This is a genomic window from Bartonella sp. P0282, from assembly GCF_048452985.1.
GTDB classification, from domain to species: domain Bacteria; phylum Pseudomonadota; class Alphaproteobacteria; order Rhizobiales; family Rhizobiaceae; genus Bartonella; species Bartonella choladocola.
Window position 1 is genome coordinate 948424 of sequence record NZ_WTFO01000001.1, and the last position, 23393, is coordinate 971816.

A 23393-nucleotide genomic window follows, 5' to 3' on the forward strand; every position below is an offset into this window, starting at 1 on the left:
TTTGATTATATTTTAATAGTATAAATAAATAAACATTGCAAAAATACTATTTCACTTTCACTTTAATTCCAGTATAATCAACTTCGTTGAAACGCTCTAGGATAAAAGCTGAAAGGGAGTGCTTTATGGCCAAAATGAAAGCAGCAGTATTTGTAGAAAAAAACCGGATTGTGCTGGAAGATAAGCCCGTTCCCGATATCGGGCCGATGGATGCATTGATCCGCATTACTACAACCACAATCTGTGGAACTGATATTCATATTCTCAAAGGCGAATATCCGGTAAAAAAAGGTTTGACAATTGGTCATGAACCGGTCGGAATTATCGAAAAACTCGGTTCCGAAGTCAAAGGTTTCCGTGAGGGGCAACGTGTGATTGCCGGTGCGATTACACCAAGCGGCATCTCCAATGCATGTATGTGTGGTTGTGGTTCGCAAGATGGCCCGCATACGAAACATGGTTTCGAGGCTATGGGCGGCTGGAAATTCGGCAATACGATTGACGGTGCCCAAGCCGAATTTTTGCGTGTCAATGACGCCGCAGCAAATCTATGTGCCATTCCTGACAATCTTACCGATGAACAGGTGTTGATGTGTCCAGATATTATGTCGACCGGTTTTTCCGGTGCCGAACGTGGCGGAGTAAAAATCGGTGATATTGTTGTTGTCTGGGCATTGGGGCCGATCGGCTTGTGTGCTGTTGCCGGTGCAAAATTATGCGGCGCAACAACGATTATCGGTGTTGATACAGTGCCGGCTCGTATGGAAATGGCCAAAAAACTGGGTGCAACCCATGTGGTTGATTTCAAAGCCTGCAATGCTGTTGAAGAAATCATGCGCTTGACAGACGGGCGTGGCGTTGACGTTGCTATCGAGGCTTTGGGTACGCAGCCGACTTTCGAGTCTTGTCTTAATGTTCTTCGCCCCGGTGGTACATTGTCCAGTCTCGGAGTTTATTCCAATGACCTGAAAATACCGCTGGCAGGTTATCGCGCAGGTCTTGGAGATATTGATATTGTGAGTGGTCTTTGCCCCGGTGGTAAAGAACGTATGCGCCGTTTGATGAATGTTGTTGAAAATGGCAGCGTTGATTTACGTTCGCTTGTTACACATACTTATAAACTGGATGATATAGAAAAGGCTTATGATCTGTTTGCGCACCAACGCGACGGGGTCATGAAGATCGCTATCAAAACCGGCGCCTGAACAAGTTCAGAATAAGTTATAAAAAAGCGGGCTGAAAAGCCCGCTTTTTCAATGCATGGAAATTATTTGCTTTCTTTTTTAAGTTTTATGGCAGCCCGTACGCCTGCGGCATAATCCGGATGGACTTTTTCAAAGTGTCCAAGCTGACGTTCGATAATAAAATCGGGAACACCTTCCATTGCATCGGCAATGTTGGAGAACAACCGGTTTTTCTGGTCTTGATCGAACAGATTGAAAAGTGCTGTTACCTGACTGTAATCGTCATTGCCAGCCCGATGATCGTAACGATAAGCGTCGCCGGAAATTTTTAACGGCGGTTCCTGTGCCGATTTGTCTTCTACAGGGCCGTTGAACGAATTCGGTTCATAATAGGCGTCAACATTATTGGTCGAATGTCCGCCATATGTATTCATTTGCCCGTCACGATGGTAATTATGAACAGGGCAAAGGGGTTTGTTGACCGGAATTTGTTCATAATGCGTGCCCAAACGATAACGGTGCGCATCGGCATAAGAGAAGATACGTGCCTGCAACATCTTGTCGGGCGAATAACCGATGCCCGGAACGATATTGGAAGGCGAGAAAGCAGCCTCTTCGATTTCTGCAAAATAATCGTCCGGATTGCGGTTTAATTCCATAATACCGATATCCATTGGCGGATAATCTTTATGAGGCCAAACTTTTGTCAGATCGAACGGGTTATAAGGTGTCTTGTCAGCGTCTGCTTCGGGCATAATCTGAACCTGAACTTTCCAACGCGGAAAATTGCCACTTTCGATCGCATTGTAAAGTGCTTCCTGTGAACTTTCGCGCGTCGTGCCTACAAGTTCTTTAGCTTCTGCATTGGTGTAGAATTTATGTCCCTGCATTGTTTTGAAATGGAATTTAACCCAGAAACGTTCACCTTTTTCATTCCACAGTGAATAAGTGTGGGAGCCATAACCATTCATATGCATTGTATCGATCGGTAATCCGCGATCCGACATCAGAATTGTTACCTGATGCAGACTTTCAGGCGAAAGCGACCAGAAATCCCATTGAGCGGTGTTCGAGCGCAAATTGGTTCGCGGATGGCGCTTTTGCGTATGGATGAAATCGGGAAACTTATATGCATCACGAACAAAAAAGACCGGCGTATTGTTGCCAACCAGATCCCAGTTGCCCTCGGACGTGTAGAACTTCAATGCAAAACCGCGAACATCGCGTTCGGCATCGGCCGCTCCTCTTTCACCGGCAACAGTGGAAAAACGACCAAGCATCGGCGTTTCGGTTCCCGGTTTGAACACTGCAGCTTTCGTATAACGGGTAATATCACCGGTAATCTTCAGCACACCATGAGCGCCGACACCTTTTGCGTGAACTGTCCGCTCCGGTATGCGTTCACGATTTTGATGCGCCAATTTTTCCAATAATTGATAATCTTGTATCAACACAGGACCACGTGGACCTGCAGTAATGGAGTTCTGATTATCAGGTACGGCAGCTCCCGCCGTTGTTGTCAATGTAATCCGCTCGCTCATGAGAGCCTCCAAATCTATTGTTTTCAAAACGTCACACCTAAAGAAGATAGAGCAAGTTTAAATTAATTCTAATTTTAAATTATTTAATTTCTCATTAGATAAGGTTATGGTGTGAGGATAAAATCCGGTTAAAGGCTTTCATCCGGCTCGGCACACGCCGCGGGTTCAATACCATATCGGCATGTGTCGCATATATTCCGATTGCAACGGTTGTAAGCGGGTTTGAGATTTTCACTTTAAGAACGAAGCAGTTTGCCGTCATATGGGTGGTTGTCCTTTTTATTCCCGCATCGTCAAAGCCGATTGAACGAACACTGGAATATGTCAGGATTTGATAACCAATCGCTCTATTTTAAAAATTGTTTCTGTTGGAAAATATTTTCCTGTTTTTCGGGTGATCCCGTTTAAAAAAATATATTGAAGCGTTCAAATGTGAAATTAGAACTATTATAGATATATATTCGAGTAAAGAATTATGTTTAGATTTGTTTTAAAAAAAGTTTAACAACATTTTATATAAAAATTTTCAAAGTTATTGAATGTAATTATTGTATAATGTATTGTTTTTATAGAAAATAACAAACCAAATTAATAGTTTAATTTTAAATCGCTAATGATGACGGCAAGACAGGGAATTACATGGAAGAACCAATACTTGCGCTCGTTGATTCCTCTTTATATTGGAAATCGGTTTGTGATCTCGCCATTTGGGCTTCAAAAGAGTTGAACGCACCAATCAGACTATTGAATGTTCTTGATAAAATGTCCGAGGATGCTGCGATTCCGGCAGATATTGCAAAAGATATTGATAAACGCTTCTATACGGATTTTCTGGGCGGGATCCATGATGATAATGCTTCTTATGCACGACTGATGCAGGAATTGGGGCAGACAGTATTGGATAACGCGAAAGCCTATATCGAGAAGCATACAAAAAATGCAGTTGATACCAAGTTGCGTTATGACAGTCTGGACGAGGCTATAAGATTTTATGGTAAAAAGTCGTCATTGATTGTTATAGGCAAGCAGGGGCAAAAGACTGTCAATAAAACCCAACAATCGGAAGTTGGCGGTAATTTCGAGACTATTATACGCGCTTCCCCGAAACCGGTATTGGCTGCAACTATCAATGCAGGTCCGATTGATAAGGCACTTCTTATTTATGATGACGACTTTGAACTTGATCTGGCAATTCGCTATATACGGCAATATCCGCTTTTTACCAATAAAACCATATATATAGCGTTTTCAAAATATGCATTTAAAACGGTATCCGAAGATGTCGACCGAATTATAAAACAGTTGGATGAAGAGGGAGTTCAGGCTTCCGCCTTGCTTCTGGAGGATGATCGCGACGGAGAAGGCATTAACAGGATTGTTGATGAAAATGAAGTCGATATGATTATTCTGAGTGCCTTCAACAAAGCAAAAATTAAAAAACTTATATTCGGTTCGTTTCATAAGACATTGATACAGAAAATAAAAGTTCCGGCACTTATTATAGGAAATCCAACGGATTAAAGGGAAAGCCTAACGCAAGAGAGAACTTTGTTTGCCTTGTTTCGGAAAAACCAAGGCAAAAAAACACATGTTCTGATTTGTATGATGGTTTCTTTGTATCAAAAAAATATCAAGGAAAGGAGGCCGAAACATAGGGGGAATGTCCCGACCTCCTTACGGTCACCTGTTTTTTAACGATGACCTAACATTGAAGCGTTGACTGAAGAATATCTGTTACGGCCACAGATTGAGCGCTCGCCACATTCCAACCCGAAATTTTCCAAGTCGAAAAATAAATAGCAAGCTCTCAATCTCTGTAATAGGTAGAAAACCCTCCGGCAAGGTACTACCCCGTTCTTCTTCAGAACGGCTTGATAATATTCAATTAGGAAATAAAATCCAATTGATTTTTGTTTTAAATTATATAAGAAAAACTTATTATGTTCACTGTAAGACAGCTTCGCTATTTTCAAATTCTCGCCAATACCGGTCATTTCGGGGAGGCGTCCGAAAAGTTGGGTATATCGCAACCGGCGCTTTCCGTGCAAATTGCCGAAATGGAAAAGATAGCCGGTGCAGCGCTATTCGAGAGAACTTCCAAACGGATTATATTGACGCCGTTAGGGTGTAATTTTCTGCCGATAATCAATGATATTCTGGCTCGCCTATCTGTCCTGAGCGATATTGTTGCTGCCCATGAATCACCTTTGAGCTATCCGGTTAAACTGGGTATTATACCAACAGTTGCACCTTATATATTGCCGTCGGTGTTGCCGAAGGTGCGCCATTTATATCCATCTCTTTCGCTCCAGATACAAGAGGCGAAAACCGATCGTCTTGTCGAATTGTTACGCAACGGCGAGATTGATGCAGTTTTGGCTGCCACTCCGCTGGAGGATGGCGAATTTGTTTCGGAATTTCTATTTGACGATGAGTTTTATTATGCGTTGCCGCGTGACGACCCGCAGTCGATTTATAAAAACGTTCGTCAAGGGGATGTCGACACCGGTAAATTGTTGTTGTTGGAGGAAGGACATTGCCTGCGCGACCAAACGCTTGAAGCCTGCCAAACAAAAAAATATCGCCACGACATTACCGCGTCTTCGCTGACAACCTTGATGCAGCTTGTAGCGAACGGCATTGGAATAACAATCATTCCGCAAATTGCTGTTTCGACAGAAGCACGGCTTGATAATATCAGCATCGTCGCTTTTGAAGGAGAAACACCTAAGCGCCATATTTGTCTGTTCTGGAGAAGACGTTCCCGCCGCTCGAAAGATTTCAAACTTCTGGCCGATTTGGTGAAGTCACTCGCTCTTCCCATTCTCGAACAGGCAAGAAACTTCATTGTTTGATTGGCAACTTCATCGGACAGAACAGTAGCAGCCGGATTGATACATATTTCAACCAATCCGGACGTGACAGTTATTCAGTTGTTATTCTGTCGAAAGGCTTTCAGCGCATTTTGCAAATCGTTTTGCGGCAGATAAGATTTCCGGTTTTTCCTTGTCTATTTTGCGCCGTGTTGCGAGGATGTGATGGAAAGTACTGGTGCAAAAGGTGAATTCTGTCAGCACAGGCCGAATAGAATTGGGTATAAGCTGGAACGACTCCAGCGCGGCCTTCTTAAGGCTGTCAACAAAATTTCAAATTTTTGCGCGGGAATGTGCTTTCCAGCCATTTGAAATGCCAGTGAAAAAACGTTTGAAGCTTTTCACTGCATAAGGAATGGATTTTCTTGTTCGGCACAAAAAAGCCCTTGCCGCCATTTCCGGTCGACAAGGGCTATCCGGTTTACAAGATTGCACTTTACAAAACTGCACTTGGATAATTCGGGCTTTCTCTCGTGATCGACACATTGTGTGTGTGACTTTCGTTGAGACCCGCATTGGTGATGCGAACAAATGTTGCCTTGTTACGGAATTCCTCAAGGTTTGGCGCACCAAGATAGCCCATTGAAGCCCGCAAGCCACCTGCAAGTTGGTGCAGAACAGAGGCTGCCGGCCCCTTATATGCAACCTGACCTTCGATGCCTTCGGGAACAAGCTTCAATTCGTCATGGACATCTGCCTGAAAATAGCGGTCGGCAGAACCTCTCGCCATTGCGCCAACCGATCCCATGCCACGATAGGCTTTGAACGAACGACCTTTATAAAGATAAACTTCACCGGGGCTTTCTTCCGTTCCGGCAAGCAGTGAACCGATCATGACAGCTCGTGCGCCAGCAGCCAGAGCTTTGGCAAGGTCGCCTGAATATTTGATACCGCCGTCGGCAATAATCGGAATACCGGCTTTATCGGCAACTTCGACAGCTCCCATAATTGCAGAAAGCTGCGGCACACCGACACCTGCAACGATGCGTGTCGTACAAATGGAGCCGGGGCCAATCCCGACTTTTACAGCATCTGCACCACAATCAATGAGTGCTTGTGTTGCTTCAGGTGTTGCTACATTTCCTGCCATAACGGCAGTCGAACCTGCAATCTTTTTGATTTCCTTGACTGCATCCAGCACACGTTGCGAATGGCCATGAGCGGTATCAATGACCAGAATATCAACACCGGCATCAATAAGCCGTTCGGCGCGTTCCATGCCATCCTTACCAACGGTGCTTGCCGCCCCCACACGCAAACGCCCGTGTGCGTCTTTTGCAGCATTCGGATTGAGACGGGACTTTTCTATATCTTTTACGGTTATCAACCCGACGCAACGCCCTTCATTATCGACAACCAGCAGCTTTTCGATGCGATTTTGGTGAAGCAGTTTCTTTGCTTCGTCATGTTGGACATTTTCACGAACGGTGACAAGGTTCTCGCGTGTCATCAATTCGTAGATTTTCTGTTTGGGATCAGAAGCAAAACGGACATCGCGGTTCGTCAGAATACCGACAAGACGCCCCGGACCTTTTTCGCCGTTTTCGACAACAGGAATACCGGAAATTCCATGTGCAGCCATGAGTGCCTTGGCTTCTTCCAATGTTGCTTCCGGTCCGATTGTAACCGGATTGACAACCATGCCGGACTCGAACTTCTTGACTTGGCGGACTTCCTCCGCCTGTTCGGATGGTGTCATATTGCGATGGATGACACCCATTCCGCCCGATTGTGCCATGGCAATCGCCAATCTGGATTCGGTTACTGTATCCATTGCCGCCGACAAGAGCGGTATGTTCAAAACGATGTCGGTTGCAACAGTCGTTTTAAGATCGACCTGTCCCGGCATAACTTCAGAATGGGCAGGCTGTAAAAGCACATCGTCAAATGTCAGTGCTTCTCTACCTGTTGCTGTTTCGATGATTTTTGCCATGTCCAATATTCCTTTAAAAACGAATGAACCGCTGGAACAAAGTACCGCGGCATATTCGTATTGCTTCTTATGGATTGGCGCTGGTTTGTAACACGCCGGAATAAAATTGGAAAGAGTAATTGTATTATTTTTTTAACGTATATTTATAAATTTCGAGAATTATATCGGCATCACCGGTAATTGTGAGTCACAAAATAAAGTTGTGATCTATCGGGATTTCCTTTCATTTTCAGTGCATCACTGGAATTAGCACGGAAATTGCGATTTCAGCAAAAATAACAAATGAGGAAAAATAACACATGAAGTTGCAAACTATATCATTCACGATTTTTCCCGATAAAAGCTATACATGCATTTTACAGAAGTTGGTCTATCAATAAATTGAAATGGATATTTTCAAGATATTTATAAGAAGATCCGTCTTTTTTTCGACATAGATTTTAATAGACAAACAAAGCACTTTTAAATTTCTTTTTGTTTTGCTTTTTATGAAGAAAACGCTTGCCCGCTCTTCATAGATGGAACAAGTCCTGATGCAGCATATTCTTGAATAGTCGGATTTCAAGCAAGATGAACGTGCCGTTTTCAAGCCGAGTTTGATAATCAAGAAATTTGGCGCACCGGTTATTTTCTTACAATTGGGACTGGATAGGCAACCAACTTATCAATTTTGCAAAAGCCCGCCGCCATATACGACTTTCCGGTTCACGTTTCGCAATACATGGCTTTTCATCTTCAACATATTTCCAATAAATGCGGCTTTTATGGTCGAGATGAAGATGATAGCTCATCTCTTTTGTTGTTTCTTCGGCAAAAAGCTTGTTCAGCCTGTCGGAGATCTGCGGGCATTCAAACAAAATACCCATTTCTGTGTTCAGTGAAGCCGATCGCGGGTCAAAATTGAAAGAACCGATAAAAGCTGTTTTGCCGTCAATCAGAAATGCTTTGGTATGAAGGCTTGCACGGCCGGAACCGAACAGGCGCAACCGGTGTGGCCCGCCATCGGGTTTTAGCTCGTAAAGTTTGGCTCCACCTTTAAGAAGCGGTTTTCGATAAGGGGCATAACCACCGTGAACAGCCGCAACATCGGTGGCTGCCAGCGAATTGGTGAGTATACGCACATCGGTACCATTTTTTGCAAGTGTACAAAGCCGTTCGGTTCCCGCTTTCCCTGGAACAAAATAGGGCGATGTAATTTGAAGTTCTGTTTTTGCACTGTCAATTAACGGCGAAAATACGGTCATCAGCCAGTTTTCCGGTCTGTGTCCCAGCGCTTTTTCGGGAGGGTCCGAAACGACATCCACCGCGACAACGGGAAAAAGCTTATGCTGCGGTTTGATAAAGTGCTCGAAGTTCATATGAGCCTGCACATAATCGAGATAAGGCTTGGCATTTCCGGAATCGTGGAATTGTGTCAGCTTGTTTTTCCAATAATTGATGTCGCGGGCTTTTTTGGGAACCGCAAGAGCATGGATTGGCAAAGCAACCGCACTATTCCAGAATGAATCGAAAATTGTTTCAACCTTTTTGACAGATGGCCCGACAAGCATCAAATCAAGGTCACGAAAATTGGACGCTTTGCCTGCACCAAAATAAGCATCGGCAATATTGCGCCCACCTACAAACGCTATGCGCCCGTCAACGATGAACGCTTTGTTGTGCATTCTGCGGGTGACTGTTAGTGCACGTAACATCATCTCAAGGCCACGCCTCAAGCCACCATTCCTTGCTCTTCCGGGGTTGAACATGCGTATTTCTATATTCGGGTGTTTATCCAGAGCCACATAGGCAGGGTCGCGCCCTTGCGCATTAATGTCATCAAGCAACATGCGCACACGTACACCGCGTTCGGCAGCGTCCATTACTTCTTTTAACAAAAGACGCCCTGTGAGATCATCATCCCATATATAATACATCAAATCGAGACTGCGGCCGGAAAGTTCCGTTGCAACCGCACGTCCGGCAAAGGCGTCGAGATTATTGATAAAGAGTGACAGCCCATCTTTTTCAATGCCGAGACCGTTTTCGCGTTTTGCCAAATCTTCTATCTTGCGGTCGAGCTCAGTCCGGCTTTCGTCAACTTTAAGAGCGTAAGAATTTTCACCACGTGCACTTTTTGCAAAGCGTCCATATGCATATACGGCCAGCATTGAAGCCAGCACAAACACCAAAATCAACAGGATGACAATTTGCAAAATAGTCAAAGAAAATGCTCTCGAAGTTTAGAAAACGACGTAATTTAATATAATCGTATCGTGCCGTCTATTCATTAACTTCATTTGCCTTTTTAAAAACCGTTTCATAATTTTCAAATTTATCACTTATCGGTTTATCAGGCATAAAATACGAGACGTTCATTTCATAAATGAAATCCGAAAGCGCGTTTTTCCCTTTTGTTTTTTCGAGAAGCTAAACTTTGTCAGTGGCTCGAAAGCGGGATGAAACATATTTTTCTGCCTGTGGAGGCCAATGAATGCTAGTAAATGCGTGTGAATACCCGTGAATGCCTGTAAAAGCCGGCTGGCTGTTTTCTATTTCAAGAAACAATAAAATGTCCGGTTGATACGCATGGCATTTTCATCGTGGGATAGGAACGATCGTAAACCCGATTGAAGAGCAGAAAAAAGTCGGGATCAGACACTTTATTTTGAACAGCCCCTGATGAAATTCAACAGACAGGCCTGTAGCAAAACAGATATATTGCAGCGATGGAAGAGGTAGGGCAAAAGGAAATGGTCGGGCAAACTGAAGAAGTGTCACCTTATTGGCGACGAAATCTCGTTATATCGGCTTTCGGTGCTTTTACGACGATCGTCGGAATGACTGTGCTTCTTCCCTTTTTGCCACTTTTTGTTAAAGAAGTCGGAATTGATAATCCAAAAGCAATTTCACAATGGTCGGGCATTGCCTATGCCGCAACATTTTTTTCGGCGGCTCTTGTAGCACCGCTATGGGGGCGTCTTGGTGACCGGTACGGACGTAAGCTCATGCTTGTACGAGCAAGTTTGGGGATGGCTATAGCAATCGGATTGATGGGCTTTGTTACAAGCATTACCCAATTGGTTTTATTGCGATTATTAACGGGGCTTGCGGGTGGCTATGCTTCCGGTGCGGCTATTCTGGCAGCCACCCAAACGCCGAAAGACAAGACCGGATGGGCGTTGGGCATTATTTCTTCCGGCGTTATGAGCGGCAATTTTATCGGCCCGTTGATTGGCGGTATCTTGCCCGATTATATTGGTCTTAGAACCTGCTTTGTTGCAGTTGGTATTTTAATATTTATCACTTTTATCGTTACGACATTCGCAATCCATGAAAATCATAATGTTTTTGTCGAACGTCGTCGTGATAAAGCCGAACAAAGGCGGGTGCGCGGTCTTTTCAACCAAAGTGTTATTGTCATGTTGGCAACCGGAGCACTTTTGACTTTTGCCAATCTTTCAATAGAACCCATTATAACAATTTATGTCGAGACGCTCCAAAAAGGTGGGGCAAGCGTCACTTTCTGGGCGGGGCTGGTCATGTCCATGACCGCCTTGGGAAGTGCCCTTTCTGCAACCGAACTCGGTAGACTTGCCGACCATATCGGACATTGGAAAGTGCTGTTAGGTGCGATGGTTGTGGCGGTCATTCTGTTGCTGCCGCAAGCATTGGTAACCTCTGCCTGGGCACTTGTTGTTTTAAGGTTTTTGTTGGGACTGGCGCTTGGCGGGTTAATTCCCTGTGTCACCGCTATTTTGCGCCATCTCGTTCCCGATTATGCAGTGGGAACAATATTGGGACTTTTTGTTTCTTCACAATATGTGGGGCAGGTATTGGGGCCGGTTTGCGGTGGTTTTATCGGCGGATGGTTCGGCGTTCGTCCGGTCTTTTTTGTGACTGCATTGATCCTTCTGATAGCCGTTGGCCTTAACCTTGAACTTTACCGGAAAACCAAGCGAGAAGGTTGACGGGGTTTGTAAAACTCACCTCATCATCATTAATCGGAAACGCCGTTAATCCGGTGACAAAAAAGAACAACCAACCAAAATGATAAAAAGGCAGTCTTTGACCGCCTTTTTTAAAAAATTATATCCTATGTCCTGACATATCGGCTTTGAACTCTATAGCTACCGACCGGTTTAATGGTCGGATGCTACAGAGGCTCCAATACCGGTTTCGGAGCGGATTTGTTGGGCAGCAAAACCGGCACGGTCTTGTTGTGCACGGCTGCTGTTATCCGTTATCGAAAACAGCCATACGCCGCCAAAACCCAATATCATCGAAAAAAGAGCAGGCGAGGTATATGGAAACAAAACCGTATCCGGTGAAAAACCGAATGTTGAAACCCATACGGCAGGCGACACGATTGTGAGACCAACCGAAGAAATCAATCCGAGAAAGCCGCCAATGACTGCACCCCTTGTCGTACATTTTTTCCAAAAAATGGAAAGCAGAAGAACAGGGAAATTTGCCGATGCAGCAATAGCAAAAGCAAGCGCCACCATGAAGGCAACATTCTGTTGTTCAAAAACAATGCCGAGCAGGATTGCAATAATGCCGATAAGTGTCGTGGCAATACGCGATATACGCAATTCGACATCGCTGGTCGCTGTTCCTTTTTTAATGACCATATTGAAAATGTCATGGGAAATTGCGGTTGCACCTGAAAGCGTAAGCCCTGCAACGACGGCCAGAATGGTCGCAAATGCAACGGCCGATATGAAACCATAAAAGATATTACCGCCGACAGCTTTTCCCACCATAACAGCCGCCATATTGGCAGCACCTGCACCACTCGAAAGCGGGGCTGAAAGTTGTGGGTCGGAAAGAACCAATGCAATCGCGCCAAATCCGATGATGAAGATAACGATGTAGAAATATCCATTCCAGACAGTTGCCCATAAAACGGATTTTCTCGCCTCTTTTGCATTTGGCACAGTGAAAAATCGCATCAGAATATGTGGTAATCCGGCGGTTCCGAACATGAGGGCCATACCGAAAGAAATAGCCGAAACAGGATCCTTAATGAAGCCACCGGGCGCCATAATGGATTGTCCTGCCGCGATTGCTTCAGGTGAAGTCGGGTCAACCGAATTTTTTTGGGCAAACAGGCTTGCTTTGACATTGACTGCAGCCTGAAAGAAATTTTCAAAGCTGAAATTGAACTTGAGCAATATCATGAACGCCATGAAAGTTACGCCGATAAGTAGCAAAACCGCTTTGATAATTTGTACCCATGTTGTTGCTGTCATGCCGCCGAACAGCACATAAATCATCATCAATACGCCAACCAGAATAACGGCATAAAGATAATCCAGTCCGAACAGGAGTTTGATAAGCTGGCCGGCACCGACCATCTGCGCGATAAGATAAAACGCCACAACGGCCAGCGTACCACAGGCGGCGAATATACGTACCGGTGCGGTGGCAAAACGGAAACCTGCGACATCGGCAAAATTGAACCGCCCCAAATTTCTCAGGCGTTCGGCAACGAGAAACATGACAATAGGCCATCCGACGAGAAAGCCGACAGCATAGATGAGGCCATCATAACCGACGCTCATCACCATGGCCGATATTCCCAGAAACGAAGCGGCCGACATAAAGTCACCGGCAATCGCCAAGCCGTTCTGGAAACCTGTTATACCGCCACCGGCTGTATAGAAATCAGCGCGTGATTTGGTCCGGTTGGCAGCCCATTTGGTAATCCACAAAGTCAAAGCAACAAATACGAAAAACATGATTATTGCTGACCAATTGGTGGCCTGTTTCGGAAGTTCGCCGCCAATAGCATCAGCTTTCGCGTTGATACTGGCGAGTAGTGCAAGGGCGGTTCCGAAAATAACGGGTTTTTTAAAAAAATAAAGGAGGCTCATTGTTTGACCTCCTTCTTGATTTCATCAATATAATTGTCGTAACTGCTATTGGCGATCAAAATGTAGATTGCAGTCAGCAGAACCATCAACACAATCACACCAATCCCGATCGGGATGGCTATCGTTGTAACGCCGGTTCCAATGCGTAAACTCAGAAATTGTTTGTCAAAGGCAATCAGTGCAATCCAACCGTAATAGACAACGAGTGCTATAAGTGTGAGAACGCCGCCCAGTCTGTTACGTTTTTTCCTTAACGTGATATAGGCCGGGTTCGCCTCAATTCGGGAAATGGTTTCTTTATCCATAACGGCTCCTCTTCCGTAACAGGAATATTTTTCAATTTCAGGAGAATATTGTTACTTGTAATATGCTCTACAGAAGAACTTGCGCTTTACTTGTTAAAATACGAGTTTTCTCTGTTACAATTTGCGTTTCAGGCAAATTATATTCGTCTCGCATTTCCGGGAGACAGCATAATTCCAATAAAATTATTAGTTTTAGAAGTAACAAAAACTCCTGTTTTCACCTATAAAGTGAAATGAACTCAAGGCCTCCTCTTGCTCCTTTTCGTTCGATTAAAAGGATTATTCAAATTGACTGTTATGTCAATATCGACAGGAAGAAGTTTAAGCGTTTTATTAGTTATGGTCATTCAACTTTTCGTATATATACTATTAAATGATTGTTTTTATTAATTTATTATAAATAAAACAGCTTATAGTCCGGCAATGGGGTTTTTCACGACATGAAAAACTATATCATAATAAATATATCAAGGTTTTTGCTGATAGGAATGAATAAAAATCTGGTGCGAATTGTGTGCGGCATTGTCTTTGAAAAATCGTAGCAAAAAATAATATGGATTTTATCATATTCGGTTGTTGATGAATTTCATGATAAGCTATTTCGAGCTAACGGATTTATCGCAAATTTGGATGAAAGCATTATGAAGGTAACGATAAAAAGGGTTTATGAACCATATTCGGAAGAAGACGGTTGGCGGGTATTGATTGACCGTCTCTGGCCAAGAGGGCTTTCACGCGAGAAAGCCCATCTCGACGATTGGCAAAAGGAATTCGCTCCGAGCAATGATTTACGTCACTGGTTCAACCACGATGTGAGCAAATGGGAAGAATTCAAAAGCCGTTATATTACCGAGCTTGATGGTCAATCCCAAGCAATCGGGCAATATCTTTCTTCCCTCGAAAAACACCCCCGTGTAACTTTGCTATATGCGGCTCATGATGAAAAGCACAACAATGCGGTGGTATTTCTCAATTATCTGGAAAACCGTATTTTCCGGGATTGAGAATATTGTCGGGGTCAAGTGCCTGTTTGATGGTCCACATAAAATCTACGGCTTTTCCCAATTCTATGCGCAAATATTTGGTTTTGCGCTGTCCAATGCCGTGCTCGCCGGTGCAAGTGCCGCCCATTGAAATTGCACGCTCCGACAGTCTTTGAGTAAATTCATAGATGCGTTTTTCTTCCGCTTCGTTATCTTTCGGGTAACCGACAAAAACATGGAAGTTGCCATCTCCGACGTGACCAATGATGGGGCCAATCAAATTGTGTTCCTTCAAGTCTTTTTGCGTTTCGGTAACGCAATCGGCAAGACGTGAAATAGGCACACAGGCATCTGTAGAAAAGACGTCGCATTCGGGTAAGCTCGCCTCGGCAGCCCATAATGCGCTATGACGGGCTTTCCAAAGTTGGGCACGTTTTTCCGGGTCGGTCGATTGCTGGAAATTGGTCGAACCATGGGCAGCAGCAATTTCACTGAAAGTGGCAGCCTGGCTTGCAACGCTTGCTTCGTCACCGTGAAATTCAACACAAAGCGTCGGCCGTGGCTCCAAAGTCAAACCGGAATAGGCGTTACACGCTTTGACCATAAATTCATCCATCAGTTCCACACGTGCAAACGGTATAGCGCATTGGATAGATTCAATAACCGTATTACATGCGTCTCCAATACTGGCAAAAGTACAAATACCGCTTGATACGACTTCCGGTATGGGGTGCAGACGTATTGTCAATTCTGTAAAAAGACCGAGAGTGCCTTCCGAGCCGACGAGAAGACGGGTCAAATCATAACCCGCAGCAGATTTTTTTGCGCGACTTGCTGTGTGTATAAGGCTGCCATCAGCCATAACGGCCTCGGCGCTCAGAACGGCTTCCCTCATTGTCCCGTAACGCACTGCACTTGTACCTGATGCGCGTGTGGCCGCCATTCCTCCGATAGATGCATTCGCACCGGGGTCGATCGGGAAGAACAACCCGCTGTCGCGCAACCAGCTATTCAATGTTTCGCGCGTAATTCCCGGCTGTACAGTAATCGTCATATCTTCAGGCGAAAAAGACACAACTTGATCCATTTTTGAAAAATCGATGCTGATACCACCTACCGGAGCATTCAATTGCCCTTCAAGCGAGCTTCCCACACCAAAACCGATAATCGGCATTTTATGACGGGCGCAAATTTTCACCGTCTTGACAACATCATCTTTTGACAATGCATAAACAACGCCATCAGGCACTTCGTGCCGCAATTTTGTTTCATTGTGCGAGTGGGTATCACGAACTGAAAGATTGTTGCTGAAACGATTGCCAAAGGCCGTTTCCAATTCTTTACATACTTGATCTACGGTCTTTTGATCTAATCTAGCCATTCTCTACACTCCTCACCCCGTATTGGATAGCCATCCAGTAAGTTGATACGATTTTGCACTATTTTTCAATGAAAATCTTTTTGAAATAAAATTATTCCTAAAAATAATAGGTAAAACAGTGTGATTATATTTGTTTTTAAAAAGTCTTTGCGGATATGGCGATGTAGATATGACTTTGAAAAACAATCAATATCAATAAATTCGGAATGGCTTTTAATGGTCTTCTTGAAAGTTATGAAACCCTGAACAAGTCGCTCGAATCTCAACAGGCTGTTATGAAATGAACTATTATGGAATGAAACAGGGAAGTGACGAACAAACGCGTCAGACAGCAAAGTTCGGTTCCATTGGTGGAAATAGCACTTTCAAAGCGGGCGCATGAACAGGCCGGTTGCATTCACAGGCCAAGCGCATGAATGAAGAAAACGGGGATATTTGTTCATTCATTTTATTTTTAGCCGCAGATATATCGACTTTTCGTAATCGTAATCATAGGCGTTGAAAAGCCATGAAAAAAACGGAAATCCGAACAGTTTTTGACTGTCGGGATTTCCGGTTAAAGCAGATTGTTCAAAAAAGAAGAACGAAACCGGCTTTCATAGATAAATTGGCCTCGTCACCAATATTTTAATTTTAAACCGGCCGTTCACTCTATTTTATCAATTTTGTCGATCTCAATAATCTTCAAAGCCGTATTTACCGGGATTGAGTATATTATCCGGATCAAGAGCTTTCTTTATTGCCCACATGTAATCGACAGCGTTGCCAAGTTCGAGCCTGAGATATTTGGCTTTTCTCTGCCCGATACCATGTTCGCCGGTGCAGGTCCCGTCCATAGAAATTGCCCTTTCGGACAATCTTTCGGAAAATTCATAAACCTTCTTTTCTTCCTCTTTGTTGCCTTTATGGTATCCCAGCAGGACGTGGAAGTTACCGTCGCCCACATGCCCGACCATGGGGCCGATCAGATGATGCTCTTGCAAATCTTTCTGTGTTTCACCAACACAATCGGCAAGTCGTGAAATCGGCACACATGCATCGGTCGAAAAAACATCGCAATCAGGAAGGCTTGCTTGCGCTGCCCAGAATGCTTCATGGCGCGCCTTCCACAATTCGGTACGTTTATCGGGGTCAGTGGAATGTTTGAAATCTTTCGAGCCGTGAGAGGCTGCAATTTCACCGAAAAGAGCAACTTGCGCAGCCACACTTGTTTTATCACCGTGAAACTCGACACAAAGGGTGGGAAGCGGATCAAGTGTCAATCCCGAATAGGCATTGCAGGCTTTGGTCATAAATTCGTCAAGAAGTTCGACACGTGCAAACGGAATAGCGCATTGGATTGATTCAATCACCGCATTACATGCATCTGTTACCGTCGGAAAGGTGCATGCTCCACACGACACGACTTCCGGTATCGGATGAAGACGCACTGTAATTTCGGTAAAAATGCCGAGTGTTCCTTCAGAGCCAACGAGAAGACGTGTCAGGTCATAACCGGCAGCAGATTTCTTGGCACGGCTTGCCGTATGGATAATAGATCCGTCTGCCATAACAGCCTCGGCGCTCAAAACGGCCTCTCTCATTGTACCGTAGCGCACCGCATTTGTACCGGATGCGCGCGTGGAGGCCATGCCGCCGATCGAAGCATCTGCACCGGGGTCGATAGGGAAGAACAGCCCGCTATCGCGCAACCAGCTATTCAGCGTTTCGCGGGTAATGCCGGGCTGAACGGTTATTGTCATATCTTCCGGCGAGAAAGATACGACCTGATCCATTTTTGAAAAATCAATACTGATGCCACCTTTGGGGGCATTGAGCTGCCCTTCAATAGAACTGCCCGCACCAAAGGCGATAATCGGCATTTTATAATGCGCGCAAATCTTTACAATTTTTGCAACATCATCCTTGGATGTGGCATAAACAACGCCATCAGGACATTGTTGATAAAGAGCTGTTATGTTATGGGAATGCGCCTGACGAACAGAAAGATTGCTGCTGAACCGTTCTCCGAAAGCTGTTTTCAATTCTTCACAAACACGATCTCTTGTCGCTTCATCACAGTTTTTTGCCATTATTTTTACTCTCTCTATAGACGGGCAATTTTTCTTAGCCACTTTCGCGCCAGGCGTAAGAAATTGCAATGATATTTCCAAAAATCATATTGTCGATCGCCGAGAGGCGGCAATTTTTCCGATGGGCTAGATATTTGTTCTACCGGAAGGTTCAAATTCTTTTCGGGAACAAGCGGCGTTAACGGCTGAAAACATATGTCTTCGTAAAATCAAAGTTGACGTTCTTTGTCTTGACTTTTCGTTATGGGCAATTTGAGCATCGTGAACGTAACTTTCCCGATATTTTGCATTCACAGTCAATGCGGTCGCAAAGCACCGGTAGACGAACTGGCTGAGCCTTCACCGTTATGAGTGTCTCCGGCATTTTAACATTGCGCAATAAAATTGACCGGAAACAAAAGGCGATTGCTGGCCCGAAAATTACAATACCGGTTTGAAACCTCTCAAACGCAGCGCATTGGAAAGCACAAAGACACTTGATATTGCCATCGCCGCGGCTGACAGCATTGGCGATAATTGGACGCCCCAGACAGGATAAAAAATTCCGGCAGCAACAGGGATGAGCAGAACATTATAGCCAAACGCCCAGAACAAATTCTGCTTGATGTTGCGGATTGTCGCTTTTGAAATAGCAATTGCATTGACAACGCCCGTCGGATCTCCCGACATTAATACAACATCGGCACTTTCAATAGCAACATCGGCACCTGTACCGATGGCAACGCCGGTATCGGCAGCGGCAAGGGCAGGGGCATCATTAATGCCGTCACCGACAAAGGCAACACGGCGTTCGCCCCCACTTATTTTTTTTACAGCATCGACTTTTCCTGCCGGAAGCACTTCGGCAACGATTTCTGAAATACCGAGTTTTGAACCGATCGTCTTTGCCGTATTACGGTTATCTCCGGTGACAAGCGCTGTTGCAATTCCCATTTTTTCAAGTTCTGCAATGGTTTTTCCCGAATTCTGTTTAATGGGGTCTTCGACCGCGAAAATTGCAGCCGCCTTATTGTCTATTGCGGCATAAAAAGGTGTCATGCCTTGATCGCCGAAATGCCGCGCATCGTCGGCAAAAGGGGTAATATCAACTTTTATTTCCTTCATATAACGGTCGGCACCGATAACGACTTCATGCCCGTTAACCTTGCCTGAAATACCGAATCCGGGTTTCGAGTTGAAATCTTCGACCGTCGAAAGAGTTATGTCGGCCTTTTTTGCAGCTTCATTCAAAGCTTCGCCAATCGGGTGTTCGGAACGTAATTCTACAGCCGCAACATCCGCCAATGTTTGTCTTTCATCAAATCCGTTTGCAGTGATGATTTTGTTCAACACCGGTTTACCTACCGTCAGTGTACCGGTTTTATCGAAAGCGACGATGTCTGTATCACGCAAAGTTTGCAACGCGTCACCACGACGGAAGAGAATGCCGAGAGTGGCTGCGCGGCCTGTGCCCACCATAATGGATGTCGGGGTTGCAAGACCCATTGCGCATGGGCAGGCGATAATCAGTACCGATACACCGGCAATAAGGGCATGTGGAAATTGCGGAGCAGGGCCGACAAAAAACCAGATAAAAAACGTAACAATTGCGGCTGCAAAAACTGCGGGAACGAACCAGCCTGTTACTTTATCAACCAAAGCCTGAATGGGTAGTTTTGCAGTTTGTGCATCTTCAACCATTTTCTGGATTTGTGCAATGAGTGTATCGCCCCCGATCTTCTCTGCACGAAATGTCAAGGATCCATTGCCATTGACGGTTCCACCGTAAACCTTGTCACCTTCCTTCTTGGCAACAGGTAAAGGTTCACCTGTCATCATCGACTCGTCAACATTCGAGTTGCCGTTGATAACCGAGCCATCAACGGGAAATTTTTCTCCCGGTCGCATAACTATAATGTCCCCGACGGCAACATCATCAAGCGCAACATCTATTTCTTCATTGTTTCTTAAAACGCGTGCTGTTTTCGGTTTTAAACCGGCAAGCATACGTATGGCTTCACCGGTGCGACCACGCGCTCCCGCTTCAAGATAACGGCCAAGCAGAATCAAGGTAACAATAACGGCTGCCGCCTCGAAATAGACATTGTTGGTACCTTCCGGCATATAAGCACCGGCAAAAGTGGCAACAGTGGAATAGGACCATGCCGCAAAGGAACCGACAGCCACAAGCGAATTCATATCCGGCGCGGCACGAAAAAGGTTTGGAATACCGGCCTTGAAAAACCGCCAACCGGGTCCGAACAGAACCAGCGTTGTCAAAATGAATTCGACGAGACGGGAAGGGAACATGCCAATCGTTGCCATCACAAAATGATGGAACCATGGGATAATATGCCCGCCCATTTCGAGAACAAAAACCGGAATAGTCAGAATAAGAGCTATAACCAGAGAGCGGCCAAGTTTATGCGCCTCGACAGCTTGTCTGTCGACTTGGTTATGATTATTGACCGGCTTTGCACCATAACCGGCTTTTTCGACCGCTTTTTCCAATGCATCGACTGTTGTCACATTTTTGAGCATTTCCACATGGGCGCGATTCGTTGCCAGATTGACAACAGCCGTCTTGACCCCGTCGACGGATTGCAAGGCTTTTTCGACGCGCCGCACACAAGAGGCACAACTCATTCCCTCAATATCAAGATCAACAGGCTGATAACCTACTTCGTAGCCGGCTTTTTCGACCGCGTTTACAAGTTCGCTGGTGGAAAGTTTCTTGCTGGCGGTAATATTGGCTTTTTCAGTTGCCAAATTGACGACCGCATTGTCTACGCCTTCAACTTTTTTCAGAGCCTTTTCAACGTGTCTTACGCAGGATGCACAGGTCATCCCTTCAATATCAAGCTCGATACGAAAATCGTCTTTTGCCGGTATTCGGTTATTTTCGTCTATATGTGAAATTGTTGTCATGACACGTGCCTTTCACACCAAGAGATAATGGTTCCCCTTATGGGAAGGTCAATAGAAAAAGCAAAAGAAAAAGCCTTATCGGAAATTAGTTCCGATAAGGCTCTCACTAGCAAAATTTGAACTATTATTGCTGCGAAACAATCAATAGGTATCGTTGATACGCGCAACTGCATGGAAATCAATCGCGCGGCCTCTCAATTCAGCAACTCTCGATACTTCCTGTTTTTTCTCAAGACCGGAAACAAAGACCACATTGGGAACTTTGCGCAATTCTTCGTCGGGAGCAACAGTATTATTATCATCTTTGACGGCAATCGGTGCTCTGTTTTCAGCGATAATATCCTTCAAGTCGTCCTTGTCAGGCCGATCAACTTTCGGAGCTGTTTTAGGTGTCTCGGCAGCTTTTTCGGTTTTCAACTCTGCAACGGTTGTCTTGTCGGGAGATTGGGCTTCATCCGCATCGGCATAGTCGGCATCTTCTTCGTAGTCGTCATCAGGAACAGCTATGATCTCGTTTGCTTCGATAAGGGCTGTCAGATCATCACCTGGAACGTTATCGGTTGATTTGCCTGATCCTGCGCCATTGTTGGCAATGGCAAGCGCAACCTTGTCGGCTTCATCCTGACGCAAAGGCCTTGCTTCCGGTAAAGGAATATTTGCAACCTTGACTGCGCCTTCTTCCTCGTCGTCACCATCGTCAGGCTTGAATGTCGGAACCGGCACATTGGCATAGGCCATAACAGGTGCACTGCTCGTATTTTCTTCTTCGTCGGGAGCCGGTTTTGAACCATTGGCGCGCAATGGCGAAGATTCAGGAAGTGGAGCATCTTTCTTCGGTAAAGATACAACTGTCGTCTGTGGTTCCTCAACTACAGCCGGAGCCTTTGGTTGTACCCGTGACGGTTGAGAAGGAACCTGCTCATCAGAATTCTTGCGACCGAACAACGAGCTGAAGAAGCCGCGCTTTTGTGTCGAGGTTGTTGCACTGGCATAGACAACCGGTGCACCACGGCGAGCAAGCCATTCGGCTTTTGCCTGATCGTAACCGGCAAGCGGCTTGCCGTCACTCGGAATATACATGGTTTTGCCATCGGGGAACAAAGCCATCAATTCGCTGCGGCTCATACGTGGCCAATGGCGGACATTGCCAACATCCATATGCACAAAAGGTGATCCCGAACGCGGATAATAGCCGACACCGCCAACCTGTTGTTTCAGCCCGATAGCCCGCAATTTGGCAAGATTGACATCCGGCAGATAGAAATCCATCGCGTGGCCAAGTGTGTGCTGGCTGTTTTTGGCAACGCCACTATCCGGCGAACGTGAACGTAACATGTTGTTGGTTGCAGGCGAGCGGTAGGCCGATACAACATTGATATATTCGCGCGAACCGCTGTTGCGATAAACCGACCAGATAAGATCGAACAGTCTTGGATCCATATTGGTTGGCTCGTTGCGTCTCCAGTCACGCAAGAATACGTTAAGCCTCTTCAAACCGGCTTGATCGTATTTGCCATCGCGTTTGAAAACAATTTCGGCCTTCTCGCCTGTGTGGACATAATAGAGTTTCAAAGACCTTGTTTCAGCCTTTGCTGCCAAAGGCGTCAACAGAAAGGACAAAGTTGTAGCCATTGCCAAAAGGGCCAATGACAAACTACGAAATCTCCAAAATGATTTTCTCAAACCGTCAACCACCATTCGTAAAACCTGTCCTGTTACCCGCGGATGAGACGTTATAACCAAACACCCACGGTCCGGTTTAATCGCCTTCCGACCATCTGAAATCGGCTTTATAGTTAGTAAAGCGTAACCCAGAATGGTTAACAGCAGCTTTATAAGAACCGCAACTTTACGTTGCTTGTCAATTACGACTATACCATGGCAAAAATGCCACATAAGAGAACAAATATTAAAATCTCAGTAACAATTTGTTACAATGGTTAATTTTATCTTTTTGTTGACACATTCCCGCGCAGCATCCTTGCGCCTCTTCTTTCAATATTGGGATGAAAAGGCTTCAAAACAAGGTGGTAATATCGGGAGACGGATTTTCAACACAGCTTGTGTTGAAAACTTTTACCTTGAGCGGGAAGACTGTCAGTTTGAGTGAGAACATAGCCGATTTGAGCGGGAAGAGCCGGAAGACTGGCAAATCGCGTGCGAACACCGGAAATTCGAGCAAGAACGCCGTTTTGTTAAAATTATCCAATCCTGTTTTCGTGACAAAGCAGGTCTGTTGCAGAAAACAAATGAATTTTCAAAAATTCGGATTTTTCCGTGAAAAGAAATTTCCGACCATTTTTTTTAAAATTAAACGATAAACAGGGAATAAAATCGTAAAATTGTTCATCCGGCA

15 protein-coding genes are annotated in these 23393 nt (G+C 45.1%); 5 read left to right on the forward strand and 10 right to left on the reverse strand.

All coding sequences use genetic code 11. From position 1 onward, the window contains the following. Window positions 1–125 precede the first annotated feature (125 nt). Window positions 126–1205, forward strand: a complete 1080-nt coding sequence (locus GQS64_RS04230) for an NAD(P)-dependent alcohol dehydrogenase (protein ID WP_198230712.1) — start codon at window positions 126–128, stop codon at window positions 1203–1205. Between the two features lie 62 nt (window positions 1206–1267). Here GQS64_RS04230 and GQS64_RS04235 read toward each other — a convergent pair whose 3' ends face one another. Then, complete coding sequence (locus GQS64_RS04235) at window positions 1268–2725, reverse strand: catalase (RefSeq protein WP_198230892.1); 1458 nt, start codon at window positions 2723–2725, stop codon at window positions 1268–1270. A gap of 639 nt (window positions 2726–3364) precedes the next feature. On the opposite strand from GQS64_RS04235, the gene GQS64_RS04240 reads away from it, so the two are divergent. Together GQS64_RS04240 and GQS64_RS04245 are read left to right on the forward strand one after the other, a co-directional pair. Further along, a complete protein-coding gene (locus GQS64_RS04240; protein WP_198230713.1) occupies window positions 3365–4246 on the forward strand; it encodes a universal stress protein in 882 nt (293 codons plus the stop codon). A 419-nt stretch (window positions 4247–4665) separates the two neighbouring features. Beyond that, entirely contained in the window at window positions 4666–5580 is a 915-nt protein-coding gene (locus tag GQS64_RS04245; protein ID WP_077991180.1) for a hydrogen peroxide-inducible genes activator, read from the forward strand. Window positions 5581–6034: 454 nt separating this feature from the next. On the opposite strand, the gene guaB is transcribed toward GQS64_RS04245, so the two are convergent. Together guaB and GQS64_RS04255 are read right to left on the reverse strand one after the other, a co-directional pair. Next, complete coding sequence (guaB, locus tag GQS64_RS04250; RefSeq protein WP_077991184.1) at window positions 6035–7531, reverse strand: IMP dehydrogenase; 1497 nt, start codon at window positions 7529–7531, stop codon at window positions 6035–6037. Window positions 7532–8163: 632 nt separating this feature from the next. Beyond that, window positions 8164–9735, reverse strand: coding sequence for a phospholipase D family protein (locus tag GQS64_RS04255; RefSeq protein WP_198230714.1), 1572 nt, complete (start codon window positions 9733–9735; stop codon window positions 8164–8166). A 528-nt stretch (window positions 9736–10263) separates the two neighbouring features. On the opposite strand from GQS64_RS04255, the gene GQS64_RS04260 reads away from it, so the two are divergent. Beyond that, a complete protein-coding gene (locus tag GQS64_RS04260; RefSeq protein ID WP_198230715.1) occupies window positions 10264–11481 on the forward strand; it encodes an MFS transporter in 1218 nt (405 codons plus the stop codon). Window positions 11482–11652: 171 nt separating this feature from the next. Here the strand turns inward: GQS64_RS04260 and GQS64_RS04265 are convergent, their stop codons facing one another. Continuing rightward, entirely contained in the window at window positions 11653–13389 is a 1737-nt protein-coding gene (locus GQS64_RS04265) for a cation acetate symporter (protein WP_198230716.1), read from the reverse strand. Further along, window positions 13386–13694 carry a DUF485 domain-containing protein gene (locus GQS64_RS04270; protein ID WP_077991196.1) on the reverse strand — a complete coding sequence of 103 codons (309 nt, stop codon included), beginning with the start codon at window positions 13692–13694 and terminating at the stop codon, window positions 13386–13388. Before GQS64_RS04270 ends, GQS64_RS04265 begins: the two co-directional genes overlap by 4 nt. 626 nt (window positions 13695–14320) lie before the next feature. Here GQS64_RS04270 and GQS64_RS04275 point away from each other — a divergent pair. After that, the gene (locus tag GQS64_RS04275; RefSeq protein ID WP_246798486.1) at window positions 14321–14698 is read left to right on the forward strand and encodes a DUF488 domain-containing protein; all 378 of its coding nucleotides are present in this window, start codon (window positions 14321–14323) and stop codon (window positions 14696–14698) included. On the opposite strand, the gene GQS64_RS04280 is transcribed toward GQS64_RS04275, so the two are convergent. The 5 genes from GQS64_RS04280 to GQS64_RS04300 form a co-directional block, all read right to left on the reverse strand. Then, window positions 14664–16058, reverse strand: coding sequence for an FAD-binding oxidoreductase (locus GQS64_RS04280; protein WP_077991201.1), 1395 nt, complete (start codon window positions 16056–16058; stop codon window positions 14664–14666). The two genes, GQS64_RS04275 and GQS64_RS04280, sit on opposite strands and share 35 nt — an antisense overlap. Window positions 16059–16732: 674 nt before the next feature. Next, window positions 16733–18130 carry an FAD-binding oxidoreductase gene (locus tag GQS64_RS04285; protein WP_198230717.1) on the reverse strand — a complete coding sequence of 466 codons (1398 nt, stop codon included), beginning with the start codon at window positions 18128–18130 and terminating at the stop codon, window positions 16733–16735. A 420-nt stretch (window positions 18131–18550) separates the two neighbouring features. After that, the gene (locus GQS64_RS04290; RefSeq protein ID WP_198230718.1) at window positions 18551–21037 is read right to left on the reverse strand and encodes a heavy metal translocating P-type ATPase; all 2487 of its coding nucleotides are present in this window, start codon (window positions 21035–21037) and stop codon (window positions 18551–18553) included. 141 nt (window positions 21038–21178) lie between these two features. Then, complete coding sequence (locus GQS64_RS04295; protein WP_077991208.1) at window positions 21179–22735, reverse strand: DUF882 domain-containing protein; 1557 nt, start codon at window positions 22733–22735, stop codon at window positions 21179–21181. 319 nt (window positions 22736–23054) lie between these two features. Further along, window positions 23055–23246, reverse strand: coding sequence for a hypothetical protein (locus GQS64_RS04300; RefSeq protein ID WP_198230719.1), 192 nt, complete (start codon window positions 23244–23246; stop codon window positions 23055–23057). Window positions 23247–23393 lie beyond the last annotated feature (147 nt).